Origin of the sequence: Streptococcus plurextorum DSM 22810 (assembly GCF_000423745.1) — a bacterium.
GTDB classification, from domain to species: Bacteria; Bacillota; Bacilli; order Lactobacillales; family Streptococcaceae; genus Streptococcus; species Streptococcus plurextorum.
This window is the reverse complement of record NZ_AUIO01000002.1, coordinates 45,608-59,470: the sequence shown is the minus strand read 5'-3', so window position 1 is coordinate 59,470 and position 13,863 is coordinate 45,608. Positions and strand designations below refer to the sequence as shown.

Genomic DNA, 13,863 nt, shown 5'->3' with positions numbered 1-13,863 from the left:
CTAACAAAATGAATAAATGTTAGCATATCCTTTTCGTTTAATGTCACGATTACCTAGTTTGACAGTTAAAAGTTTTAATCAGAGTCAGTAGAAATAATAATTGTAATAAGACTAATCATCTCATCAAGCACATTTGCAAGTGAAATCCCTTTTGTATAGCTATATTTTTTTGAATAATTTTGCCATTGTTTATTCTGAATAGGATCAGATTTGAACCTCTCGAGTAGTTCAATAATCTTTACAAAATCGAGTTCTGTTTCGCGATATGAAAATGTTCTCTGACAGGCATTTCTCAACTGAATGAAGTCAATGTCTTCTTTCTTCAGTTTTGAAAGAATATAAACATCGTAAAAATCTTTGCTTCTACTGTTCAAGAAGTTACGTGAATAGATGGTTTGAAGTTTTTCAGCTAGAATTGTTTCAATTGTATAAGCAATGATTGGAAAATTGTCTTCATCAAAAATAGCTTTATAGTCGTATGTTATCGGCTGAGGAGTTACAACATCACCTGTCGCAATATCCAAATGGATAACTTGTTTAATATTCTCAAGTTGGCACAAAATGGTTGCACGATAGCCACCATAGTCATCACTTTCTTTTATAGCTGTGATAGATTGAATTGTGAAAGAAATACCTTTTTCAGAATCTGCTAAAACTTCTTCAAGTTGCTGTTTAACAGTTTCTTCTGAGAGTGTTATTTGATGGAATAAAAAGTCAATATCAACAGTGCTACGAGATTCAACTCCGATAACATTTGACAGTAGGAATCCTCCTTTGAATATATAGTGATTTGAATAGGTACTCTGACTTAATTTTTTCAAAATCACTTCAAGAAAGTAATAGGTCATCACGGAATTAAAGGTTAATCCAGTATTCTTTGATATTTTATGACAGAGTGCTGTTAGCTTAGCTTTATTCATACTAGGACCTCCAGAGTTTGTTTGACCTTGTCCAAAGTGTTCATTTTTGTCGCATATTCATAGAGTTTTGTAAGATTTTTTTTAGAATAGTTTCCGTAATGTTGAAGTGTTTTGACAAAAAGCTCAGTATCTATTTTTTCTCGATGAATCACAAAATCACAGATAATACGTTCTAAATCATACACACTTACCTCGTTTCCCATAGGGGTTTTTACAAGTGTAATTCCCAGTTCGCTATATTCCTTAGAAACGGAATGAATGTTCAGATTTGCTGGAGGAGTATTAAAACGGTAGCCTCTAGGAATGGTTACGTCAAAATATTGAGGAATTTCATCTGTAAATTGTTGCAGGTAAAGCGCTGAGATATAAGAGAAAATAGCCTTGGGATAACGGTACTGAAAGAAGTAGTATTCGTCGTAGTCTCCATTCTGGGTTAGGAAAATTCCTTTTTCGACGCGGTATAGAATCCCTTCTTTTTCTAGTCTTGTCAAATATATTGTTGGAATCTTTAGAGCTTTACAATCTTTATAGGTGATAATGCCATTGTGGTTTTCTATAAATTCAAGTAGAATCTCTTTTTTTGACATACTTACTCCTTCCAATGTTGCTTTTATACTACAATTTTACAATATTTGTAGTGCAAAAGCAACATTTTCTTTTACATTAATGTATTGTGATAACAAAATCAAGCCTTCTTTTTTATGATGGTATTGAACTTGGGCTACGAGCTGTACAAAAAAGAGAGTTTCTCATAGAACGGAAAGTTCTTCGTTAAAACTCCTATTTTTGTCGTGCTCGCTTAACGCCCTCGTATCTAATAAAGAGTGACAGTTTGTTGCTACATAAAAAAGAAAAGAAGGACTATTTATGACCAAAACATGTAATCATCACTTTCTTGTCAATCAGGAAAAAGGCGAGAAACACGTCTTTCGCAAGAGTAAAAAATATCGTACTTTATGTTCCGTTGCCCTTGGAACCATGGTGACGGCTGTTGTTGCTTGGGGAGGAACGGTTGCACATGCTGATGAAGTTACAACTTCAGTTGACTCCACCATTCAACGAACGGAGAATCCAGCCACGAATTTACCAGAAGCACAACCAACCCCTGTTTCTGAACAAACTGAAAGTTTAGGGTCAACTGGGCAATCTAACGGTGCAATTGCAGTCACCGTACCGCATGATACGGTAACACAAGCAGTTGAAGAGGCAAAGGCTGAAGGTGTTTCTACGGTTGAAGATAGTCCAATGGACTTAGGGAATACAAGATCTGTGTCAGAGACCAGCCAACAAATTTCAAAAGCAGAAGCAGATGCCCAAAACCAAGTTGTGGCTATCAATGAAGTTACTGAAACCTACAAAGCTGACAAAGCGATATACGAATCGAATAAAGCCCGCATTGAACAAGAAAATATGGAGCTGTCACAGGCCTACGAAGGGGTCAACCAAACTGGTAAAGAGACAAATGCTTGGGTTGATACTAAAGTCAATGACCTAAAAACTCGGTATGCAGATGCTGATGTGACAGTAAAAGAACAAGTAGTTTCATCAGGAAATGGGACATCTGTACTTGACTATACAAAATATGGCAAGGCTGTTGAAACCATTCAATCAACTAACGAACAAGCTGTAGCGGATTATCTAACAAAGAAAACCAAGGCAGATGATATTGTTGCGAAAAACCAAGCCATTCAAAAAGAAAACGAAGCTGGACTTGCTAAGGCAAAGGCAGATAATGAAGCCATTGAAAGGCGTAATCAGGTAGGTCAAGCAGCTGTTGATGCTGAAAACCGTACAGGTCAAGCCGCAGTAGATCAAGCAAATCAGGAGAAACAACAATTAGTTTCAAATCGTGCAGCCGAGATTGAAGCTATTACTAAACGAAATCAAGATAAAGAAGCCACAGCCAGAAAAGAGAATGAAGCGATTGATGCCTACAATGCCAAAGAATTGGAACGCTATCAACGTGACTTGGCCGAGATTTCGAAAGGTGAAGAAGGTTATATTTCTGAAGCCCTTGCTCAAGCCCTCAATCTCAATAACGGTGAACCCCAAGCACAACATGGGGCCATTACCCGAAATCCTGATCAGATTATTTCAACTGGCGATGCTATGCTGGGTGGCTACTCAAGAATTTTGGATTCAACAGGATTCTTTGTCTATGACAGCTTCAAAACAGGTGAGACTCTTAGTTTTAACTATCAAAATCTTCAAAATGCACGATTTGATGGTAAAAAGATTAATCGAGTGACTTACGATATTACCAACCTTGTATCACCAGCTGGAACCGATGCCGTGAAATTGGTTGTGCCAAATGATCCTACCGAAGGCTTCATTGCCTATCGAAATGACGGAAACGGTGATTGGCGAACAGACAAGATGGAGTTTCGTGTAGTTGCCAAGTATTTCTTGGAAGACGGTTCACAAGTTACCTTCTCCAAAGAAAAGCCTGGAGTCTTCACACATTCTTCCCTCAATCATAATGACATTGGTCTAGAATATGTCAAGGATTCATCTGGGAAATTTGTGCCGATTAATGGCTCAACCGTTCAAGTGACTAATGAAGGTCTAGCACGTTCTTTGGGTTCCAACCGTGCAAGTGATTTGAATTTACCTGAGGAATGGGATACCACATCAAGTCGTTATGCTTATAAAGGAGCTATTGTCTCAATAGTTACATCAGGCAATACCTACACAGTAACCTTTGGGCAAGGCGATATGCCACAGAATGTTGGCTTGTCTTACTGGTTTGCTTTAAATACCCTACCAGTGGCACGTACAGTAACACCATATAGTCCCAAACCTCATGTAACGGTGGAACTTGAACCCATTCCAGAACCTATTACGGTAACACCAGATATCTATATTCCAAAAACTTTTACACCAGAAAAGCCTGTGACCTTCACGCCAAAGCCTTTGGATGAAGTAGTGCAGCCTAATCTGACCTTGACTAAGGTAACCTTACCTGTCAGACCTATTCCAAAAGAACTTCCAACGCCACCACAAGTACCAACTGTCCATTATCATGCGTACCGTTTGACGACAACTCCAGAGATTATGAAAGAAGTGGTCAATAGTGACCAAGCTAATCTTCATGAGAAAACTGTCGCAAAAGATTCAACGGTGATTTATCCCTTAACAGTTGATGCCTTATCGCCCAATCGTGCCCAAACGACTAGTCTCATTTTTGAGGACTACTTGCCTGCTGGTTACCTATTTGATAAGGAAACAACACAAAAAGAGAATGGAAACTATGTCCTTAGCTTTGATGAGACTAAGAATTTTGTGACCTTGACCGCAAAGGAAAACTTGTTGCAGGAGGTAAATAAAGATTTAACCAAGGTTTATCAACTGACCGCTCCAAAACTCTATGGTTCTGTTCAAAATGATGGGGCAACCTATTCCAATAGTTACAAACTCCTTTTGAACAAGGGTACAACCAATGCTTACACAGTCACTTCAAATGTTGTAACGGTTCGTACACCAGGTGATGGGGAGACAACCACACTCATTACACCAGATAAAAACAATGAAAATGCGGATGGTGTCCTCATTAATGACATGGTCGTAGCCCTTGGCACAACCAACCACTACCGATTGATTTGGGATTTGGACCAGTATAAGGGAGATCGTTCTGCTAAAGAGACAATTGCACGAGGCTTCTTCTTTGTGGACGATTACCCAGAGGAAGTGCTCGATGTGGTGGAAAATGGCACGGCTATAACAACCCTTGATGGTCAGAAGGTATCAGGAATAACGGTTAAAAACTATGCTTCACTAAATGAAGCCCCTAAAGACCTTCAAGATAAATTAGCTCGTGCTAAGATTACACCGACAGGTGCCTTTCAAGTCTTTTTGCCGGATGACAACCAAGCCTTTTATGACCAGTATGTTCAAACAGGAACTTCTTTAGCTCTTTTGACCAAAATGACGGTGAAAGATAGTCTCTATGGTCAAACTAAGATCTATACAAACAAGGCTTATCAAGTTGATTTTGGAAATGGCTATGAAACCAAGGAAGTGACCAACACCCTTGTTTCTCCAGAACCCAAGAAACAGAACCTCAATAAAGACAAAGTGGACATCAATGGGAAGCCCATGTTAGTGGGAAGTCAAAATCACTATACTCTCTCATGGGACTTGGACCAATACCGAGGGATTAAAGCAGACAACTCTCAGATTGCACAAGGTTTTTACTTTGTGGATGATTATCCAGAAGAAGCTTTATTGCCGGATGAAGCAGCTATTCAGTTTGTCACATCTGATGGCAAAACAGTTTCAGGAATCACGGTGAAGTCTTATTCTCAATTAACTGAAGCTCCTAAAACGCTACAAGCAGCCCTTTCGAAACAAAAAATTCAGCCTAAAGGAGCTTTCCAAGTTTTCATGCCTGAGGACCCACAAGTCTTTTTTGAATCTTATGTGACCAAGGGGGAGAATATTACCATTGTCACTCCGATGATGGTTTTGGAAACCATGCTTAATTCAGGGAAGTCTTATGAAAACGTGGCTTATCAGGTGGACTTTGGGCAAGCCTATGAAACCAACACGGTGACCAATTTTGTCCCTAAAGTAACTCCACATAAGTCTAATACCAATCAAGAAGGTATTTCAATTGATGGAAAGACTGTTCTTCCGAATACGGTCAATTATTACAAAATTGTCTTGGATTACAATCAATACAAGGACATGGTCGTGACGGATGATGTTCTTGCCAAGGGATTTTACATGGTAGACGATTACCCAGAAGAAGCCCTTACCCTAAATCCTGATGGCATTCAAGTTTTGGATAAGGATGGCAATCGTGTATCTGGTATCTCTGTCAGCACCTACGCTAGTTTGTCAGAAGCTCCGAAAGTCGTCCAAGATGCCATGGCTAAACGTCAGTTTACACCTAAAGGAGCCATTCAGGTCCTTAGTAGCGATGATCCCAAAACCTTTTATGAGACCTATGTGAAGACTGGTCAAACCTTAGTTGTCACGCTTCCGATGACTGTTAAAAATGAGTTGACCAAAACAGGTGGTCAGTATGAAAATACAGCCTATCAGATTGATTTTGGCTTGGCCTATGTCACGGAAACAGTGGTCAATAATGTTCCCAAACTAGACCCACAAAAAGATGTGGTGATTGACTTGTCTCATAAAGATGAGAGCCTTGACGGGAAAGAAGTGGCCTTGCATCAAACCTTTAACTATCGCTTGGTTGGAGCATTGATTCCAAGCAATCGTGCGACTGATTTATTTGAATATGGCTTTGAAGATAACTATGATGAAAAGCATGATGAGTATAATGGTGTTTATCGCAGCTATCTGATGACGGATGTCACCCTCAAAGACGGTTCTGTCTTAAAAGAAGGAACGGAAGTCACGAAATATACCTTGCAACAGGTAGATACAGAAAATGGCCTAGTGTCAATTTCATTTGATAAATCCTTCTTAGAGACTATCTCTGATGATTCAGCTTTTCAGGCAGATGTTTACCTGCAGATGAAACGGATTGCGACTGGTCAGGTGGAGAATACCTATCTCCATACAGTGAATGGCTATGTCATCAGCTCAAATACAGTTGTAACACATACACCTCAACCTGAAGAACCAAGTCCAAATCAACCCACACCACCTCAACCACCAATTGAGACTATAGAACCACCTGTTCCAGCTAGCGTTTTGCCAAATACAGGGGAACAGGAATCCCTTTTGGGCTTGATTGGAGCTGGTATTCTACTTGGTACGGCTTATGGACTGAAGAAAAAGGAGGAGAAGTAGATGAATCCAAAAACTATTTATGAAAAGGATTCAGACCAAGATGGTTTGACAGATGCTCAGGAACTGGCTTTCGGAACCAATCCGCAGTCTGTTGATACAGATGGTGATGGTCAGCTGATTTAGAAGAGCTACAATCTGGACATTCACCACTAGTCCCACAAAAGGAGTTGTGTGATGACTTGGAACTTTGACACCATGAAAGAGGCTTTATCTGAAATGGAGAAGTCCGATTACCAAGAGTTTATCAAAGCCTTTCTCTCTTTGGAATTAAGTATTTCTGATAGAACAATCCTCAATCAGGTTTATCAAGATTATATGGACGAAGATGACCTGTCCTTGATTAGTGATGAGCTACGAGTTAAAGTGGATAGTTATCAGGATGAAGTACAGGCAGATATGACTGACATTCTGGAAAAGTTGTACCGAACAGGGGAAGGCTCTAGTTTTATTATGGATTTAATGTCCTCAAATAGTCTCTCAGACACCTTGGAACAGTATGAGGTTTTGGATAGTGACGATTATTCACCACTTAGCCTTGAAATCTTACAGGCCATGATTCAACAGGACTTGGCTATTTCCAGTCAGGATTATTTTGGAGATTTGGTTCACCTTGCCTTGCAAAAAGATTTACTAGACCAGAAAAGTCATTTTTTACAACACTATGTGGCAACTGTAATGGAAGGTATTCTACAAGAAAGTGACCAACGAGCCTTGGTCCTAGATTAACACAAAGGGCTGAGAAACACTCTCAGCCTTTTTGAAATGGGAGGGAAAAATGAATCAAGAAGTCTTACTACAAATGATGAGAGCCACCATTCCTCGTGATAGAGCCCTGCTTGAGGCATTTTTATATTACCAAGCAGAGCATTTTGATGAGGAGTGGGAAAGTCTTATTCGTCAGTTTTTAACCAATAGGAAAGAAATTAAGAAATCTGTTCAGGTACTTCACTTTGAGACAGATGTTTCAGCTTTTGTCCAGGCTAGTCCTTATGATACTGCTCATGATCTATTGACCTATACACAAGTTTTCGGCCAAAGTGGTCTTCAAAAACTCGACAAATTATCGCCGTCTGAAAAAAACTTGGTGATAGAAGTGGCCTTGTTCAATCTTGCCACTCGTTTTCAATTATTAGACTCAAATGGACACTACCAAACTATTTCACCAGATTCTCTATTACAAAATAGTAGGGGAGCTAATTTGGTCAATGTTTATCGTGTGGCTAATAATTTAGCAGATCGGATTAGCCGAGATATTGAACAGTTTCTCTTGACTTACGAGCCAGAGCTTGAAACAGGAGTTGATGAAATAGTTCTAGAAAATGAAGAAACTGTTGATGAGCACAAAGTGAGTAGTAATCAAGCAATATCATTTAGAGAAGACGGCTCTCTCATCATTGCTAGTTTGGATGTAGATTTGTCTCAACTAGATGTTCAAACAGGAAAAACCAGTCATCTGCCAGCTTATGAAGAGTTGTCATTACAATGTAAATTTGAGATTCTAACATATTTTGACCATATTCGAAATGAACGTTCCAAAGTCGCAAGTTTTAGACGAGGTGATTTTGATACTGAGATGGAAATGACACCAGTCTTTGACGGCGAGGAGTTACTTACCTATCTAGAAGCTGATGGCAGTCCCTATGAGTTGAAAAGAACATTGACTATAATCGAAGAAAAGGAATTAGAAAAAATTGGACAAGCCATTAGGATAGAAAATCAAGAAAAATTGACTCAGCTAGGGATTGAGCTATCTCAGTTTGACCCAGACCGAGTCGGTATTTTATTGGATGCGGCAGGTCGTTATCGTTTAAAAAATGCGGACCTTGCTTTACTAGGTGGTTATCCCAAAGCCTCGGTAACTCAACTAGCCCTTGCGACAGAACTACTCCAAATGGGGCTAAGTCATGAAAAGGTTGAATTTTTCTTTGGTAGCCAGCTTTCCCTTGAAGAGTTGCGACAAGTTGCTTACGCCTTTTTACACCAAGAACTCAGCAGAGAAGATGCGGAGTATTTTGAAAAAGATAAGGGCAACCAGCCAGATTTGACCTTTAGAAATTGGAAGAGCAAGCTAGAGAAAGCTGAGGGAAAAGAAGTAGTTGATGAAGAATTCGCGGAAAATCCACTGGTTCAGAGAGTATTTGACACTTATCCTCTGGGGTCATTGGTTTCCTATAAGGGACAGGACTTTGAGGTCATGTCGGTCAGCGATGCTCGATTGAACGGTTTGATTCGGATTGAGTTAGTTAATGATTTTTCGGATATCATTGAACAAAATCCAGTTCTTTATGTGAGGACCTGGGAAGAAGTCAGTCAGGCACTTCATCAGCCAAAGGCAGAACCACAAACAGAGTTAGCAGAAGCGGACCAAGAATTAAACCTATTCTCATTTCTGGAAGAGGAGCCAGTTCAGAGTATTGGACTATTGGAACCAGATGATTCAGAAAATGGTCATAACGATACTGATCTTGAAGAAACAGATAATCAAATTCCTGAAGAGGAAGTCGTCGAAACAATTCCAGAGATTCCAGTAACGGACTTTTATTTTCCAGAAGATTTGACGGACTTTTATCCTAAGACTGCTAGAGATAAGGTTGAGACAAACATCGCGGCAATTCGGTTGGTAAAAAATTTGGAAGTGGAGTACCGCAATGCTTTACCAAGTGAACAAGAACTCCTTGCCAAGTATGTAGGCTGGGGTGGACTAGCCAATGAATTTTTTGATGACTATAATCCAAAATTTTCTAAGGAACGAGAAGAACTGAAAAGCATAGTCACAGATAAAGAGTATTCGGATATGAAACAGTCCTCTCTGACAGCCTATTACACAGACCCAGCCCTGATCCGTCAGATGTGGGATAAGTTGGAAAGAGATGGCTTTACAGGTGGCAAAATCCTAGATCCTTCCATGGGAACAGGGAATTTTTTTGCAGCAATGCCCAAACACTTAAGAGAAAAGAGTGAGTTATATGGTGTAGAGTTAGACACCATCACAGGAGCTATAGCCAAACACCTTCATCCCAATAGTCACATTGAAATTAAGGGCTTTGAGACGGTAGCTTTTAACGACAATAGTTTTGATTTGGTGATTTCAAATGTGCCGTTTGCCAATATACGAATTGCGGATAACAGGTACGATAAGCCTTACATGATTCATGACTACTTTGTCAAAAAGTCACTTGATTTGGTCCATGATGGTGGACAAGTAGCGATTATCTCTTCCACAGGAACTATGGATAAGCGAACAGAAAATATTTTACAAGATATTCGTGAGACAACTGAATTTCTTGGTGGGGTTCGACTGCCTGATTCTGCCTTTAAGGCCATTGCGGGAACGAGTGTCACAACGGATATGTTATTCTTCCAGAAACACCTGAACAAGGAATATGTGGCAGACGACTCAGCCTTTTCAGGTTCCATTCGCTATGACAAGGATAGTCGCATTTGGCTCAATCTTTACTTTGATGGAGAATACAATAGCCAAGTGCTAGGAACCTACGAGGTCAGGAATTTTAACGGAGGAACACTTTCTGTTAAGGGGACTAGTGATGACTTGATTGCAAGTGTTGAAGCAGCTCTACATCAAGTAAAAGCCCCAAGAGAGATTGATAGAAATGAGGTCATCATTAATCCAGATGTGTTGATCAAACAAGTCATTGATACCTCCATTCCAGCTGAAATGAGGGAGAATCTGGGTCAGTACAGTTTTGGTTACCAGGGTTCTACAGTTTACTATCGAGATAATAAAGGCATTCGAGTCGGAACCAAGACGGAAGAAATCAGTTACTATGTCGATGAAGAGGGCAACTTCAAAGCATGGGACACCAAACATTCTCAAAAGCAGATTGATCGCTTTAATGCCTTAGAAGTGACTGATAACACTGCTCTGGATGTCTATGTGACAGATGATGCAGCCAAACGTGGTCAGTTTAAGGGATATTATAAAAAGACAGTTTTCTATGAAGCTCCTTTGTCTGATAAAGAAGTGGCACGAATCAAAGGAATGGTCGATATTCGCAATGCTTACCAAGAAGTCATTGCCATTCAACGCTATTATGACTATGATAAGAAGACCTTTAACCACTTGTTAGGTAAACTCAATCGTAGCTATGATAGCTTTGTCAAACGCTATGGGTATTTGAATAGTGCTGTGAACCGCAATCTTTTTGATAGTGATGACAAGTATTCGCTTCTTGCTAGTTTGGAAGATGAAAGTCCGGTTCCAAGTGGAAACTCCGTTATCTACACCAAGTCCCTTGCTTTTGAAAAGGCTCTGGTGCGTCCTAAAAAAGAGGTTAAAAAGGTACATACTGCCCTTGATGCCTTAAATTCGAGCTTGGCTGATGGTCGAGGTGTTGATTTCGATTATATGATGTCTATCTATCAGGTTGAATCGAAGATGAACTTGATTGAGGAGTTAGGTGACCTCATTATGCCTGATCCTGAGAAGTATTTGAATGGGGAGCTGACCTATGTTTCTCGTCAAGACTTTCTGTCAGGTGATGTTGTTAGCAAGTTAGAAGTGGTGGACCTATTTGTCAAACAAGACAATCAGGACTTTGCCTGGTCACATTATTCAGGGCTACTAGAAACGGTCAAACCAGCCCGCATTACCTTGGCAGACATTGATTATCGAATCGGTTCACGCTGGATTCCCTTGTCTGTTTACGGAAAATTTGCCCAAGAAACCTTTATGGGGAAAGCCTATGAATTGTCAGACCTAGAAGTAACAACAGTCCTTGAAGTCAGTCCCATTGACGGGGTTATCACTTACCAATCTAAGTTTGCCTACACCTATTCCAACGCAACGGATAGGAGTTTAGGTGTCCCTGCTTCACGCTATGATAGTGGTCGAAAAATCTTTGAGAATCTCCTGAATTCCAATCAACCAACCATCACAAAACAAGTTGTCGAAGGGGATAAGAAAAAGAATGTGACGGATGTGGAGAAGACAACAGTCCTGCGTGCCAAGGAAACACACCTACAGGAACTCTTTCAAGATTTTGTAGCAAGGTATCCAGAAGTTCAACAGATGATTGAAGACACCTATAATAGGCTTTACAATCGTTCAGTATCAAAGACCTATGACGGTAGTCATTTAACCATTGATGGACTTGCTCAGAATATTTCATTACGTCCTCACCAAAAGAATGCCATTCAACGAATTGTCGAGGAAAAACGTGCTCTACTAGCCCACGAGGTAGGGTCTGGAAAAACCTTGACCATGCTTGGAGCTGGTTTCAAATTGAAAGAATTGGGGATGGTACATAAACCACTTTATGTGGTGCCGTCTAGTCTGACTGCACAGTTTGGTCAAGAAATCATGAAATTTTTCCCAACCAAGAAAGTCTATGTGACCACTAAGAAAGACTTTGCCAAAGCCAAACGCAAGCAGTTTGTGTCTCGGATTATTACAGGGGACTATGATGCCATTGTCATTGGGGATTCCCAGTTTGAGAAAATACCGATGAGTCGTGAAAAACAGGTCGCCTATATCAATGACAAACTCGAGCAACTCCGAGAAATCAAGCTAGGAAGTGACAGTGATTATACGGTGAAAGAAGCGGAACGTTCAATTAAGGGATTGGAACACCAGTTGGAAGAACTCCAAAAACTGGAGCGGGATACCTTTATCGAATTTGAAAACCTTGGCATTGATTTTCTCTTTGTGGATGAGGCTCATCACTTTAAGAATATCCGTCCAATCACTGGACTTGGGAATGTAGCTGGCATTACCAACACAACTTCAAAAAAGAACGTGGATATGGAAATGAAAGTGAGACAGGTTCAGGCAGAGCATGGCGATAGAAATGTTGTTTTTGCGACAGGAACGCCAGTCTCAAACTCCATCAGTGAACTTTTCACCATGATGAATTACATTCAACCTGATGTTTTAGAGCGATACCAGGTCTCTAATTTTGATTCATGGGTTGGGGCTTTTGGGAATATCGAAAACTCCATGGAACTAGCACCGACAGGTGATAAGTACCAACCTAAGAAACGGTTCAAGAAATTTGTCAACTTGCCTGAACTCATGCGAATCTATAAGGAAACTGCCGATATTCAGACCTCAGACATGCTTGATTTACCTGTACCTGAAGCTAAAATTATTGCGGTGGAAAGCGAGTTGACGCAAGCTCAGAAATACTATTTAGAAGAGCTGGTAGAGCGTTCGGACGCTATCAAGTCAGGTAGTGTTGATCCAAGTAGAGATAACATGCTTAAAATCACAGGAGAAGCCAGAAAACTAGCCATTGATATGCGGTTGATTGACCCTGCTTATACCTTAGCGGACAATCAGAAAGTCCTTCAAGTGGTCGATAATGTCGATCGGATTTACCGTGATGGAGCTGGAGACAAAGCCACTCAGATGATTTTCTCTGATATTGGAACCCCTAAAAGTAAGGAAGAAGGGTTTGATGTCTACAACGAACTGAAAGCTTTGCTGGTTGATCGAGGGATTCCAAAAGAAGAAATTGCCTTTGTGCATGATGCCAATACCGATGAGAAGAAAAACTCTCTCTCACGAAAGGTCAATAGTGGGGAAGTACGGATTCTCATGGCTTCGACTGAAAAAGGTGGAACGGGTCTAAACGTGCAATCACGCATGAAAGCTGTCCACCACTTAGATGTTCCCTGGCGTCCTTCTGATGTAGGACGGATTTTGCGGACATTCAAAATAAAAAAGAATGTGGAGGTAACAGACAATGGCAAAGACAATTTTTGAGGAAATGGGCGGCAAATACGAAAGGCAAGGCGATTATTTAATACCGTGCTTAACTGTACCCGCCGAAGAAGAACAGCCGATAGGCATCTGGGGACAGCGGCATTTGGATTATCTGAAGCATCACTGCAAAGTTACATACACCAATCTTCTTACAAGCGGCAGACTTAACGCTTACCTTGCCGACATTGACAGACAGGCACAGGAACGCTTTGAAAGGCTCATAGAGGGTATGAAACAGGCACAGGGCATAACGGAACAGCTAAAGGCAGAAAACGCCTTAGAATGGACAGGATGCCTCAATAACATAAGGGCTTGTGCGAGGGAGATTGTGGAAAAGGAAATTATTTTTGCATAAACAGATGATTAGTGGCAGGGGGAAATCCTGCCGCTTTTTCTGCTTTAGTTTGTCAGCTTGACAAATAAAGGGTTAAGGAATATAATTAGATTCAGTATTAT

At 40.4% G+C, this 13,863-nt stretch carries 6 protein-coding genes and 1 pseudogene; 5 read left to right on the top strand and 2 right to left on the bottom strand.

The genetic code is table 11. The features are described from left to right. Positions 1-74: 74 nt before the first annotated feature. Entirely contained in the window at positions 75-920 is an 846-nt protein-coding gene (locus tag G575_RS0102210; protein ID WP_027971262.1) for a nucleotidyl transferase AbiEii/AbiGii toxin family protein, read from the bottom strand. Further along, the gene (locus G575_RS0102205) at positions 917-1,507 is read right to left on the bottom strand and encodes a type IV toxin-antitoxin system AbiEi family antitoxin domain-containing protein (RefSeq protein ID WP_024401254.1); all 591 of its coding nucleotides are present in this window, start codon (positions 1,505-1,507) and stop codon (positions 917-919) included. Before G575_RS0102205 ends, G575_RS0102210 begins: the two co-directional genes overlap by 4 nt. Before the next feature lie 280 nt (positions 1,508-1,787). Between G575_RS0102205 and G575_RS0102200 the strand changes: the two genes are divergently transcribed. The 5 genes and pseudogenes from G575_RS0102200 (at position 1,788) to G575_RS0102180 (ending at position 13,762) form a co-directional block, all read left to right on the top strand. After that, positions 1,788-6,683 carry an SspB-related isopeptide-forming adhesin gene (locus tag G575_RS0102200; protein WP_027971261.1) on the top strand — a complete coding sequence of 1,632 codons (4,896 nt, stop codon included), beginning with the start codon at positions 1,788-1,790 and terminating at the stop codon, positions 6,681-6,683. Next, a pseudogene (locus tag G575_RS10995) lies at positions 6,684-6,874 on the top strand (calcium-binding protein). Next, complete coding sequence (locus G575_RS0102190) at positions 6,858-7,409, top strand: hypothetical protein (protein ID WP_024401252.1); 552 nt, start codon at positions 6,858-6,860, stop codon at positions 7,407-7,409. Before G575_RS10995 ends, G575_RS0102190 begins: the two are co-directional and overlap by 17 nt. 49 nt (positions 7,410-7,458) lie before the next feature. Continuing rightward, positions 7,459-13,407 carry an SNF2-related protein gene (locus G575_RS0102185; RefSeq protein WP_027971260.1) on the top strand — a complete coding sequence of 1,983 codons (5,949 nt, stop codon included), beginning with the start codon at positions 7,459-7,461 and terminating at the stop codon, positions 13,405-13,407. Beyond that, positions 13,388-13,762 (top strand): TnpV protein, encoded by a 375-nt coding sequence (locus tag G575_RS0102180; RefSeq protein ID WP_001140406.1) that lies wholly within the window; start codon positions 13,388-13,390, stop codon positions 13,760-13,762. The genes G575_RS0102185 and G575_RS0102180 overlap by 20 nt, the downstream gene beginning before the upstream one ends. Positions 13,763-13,863: the final 101 nt, after the last annotated feature.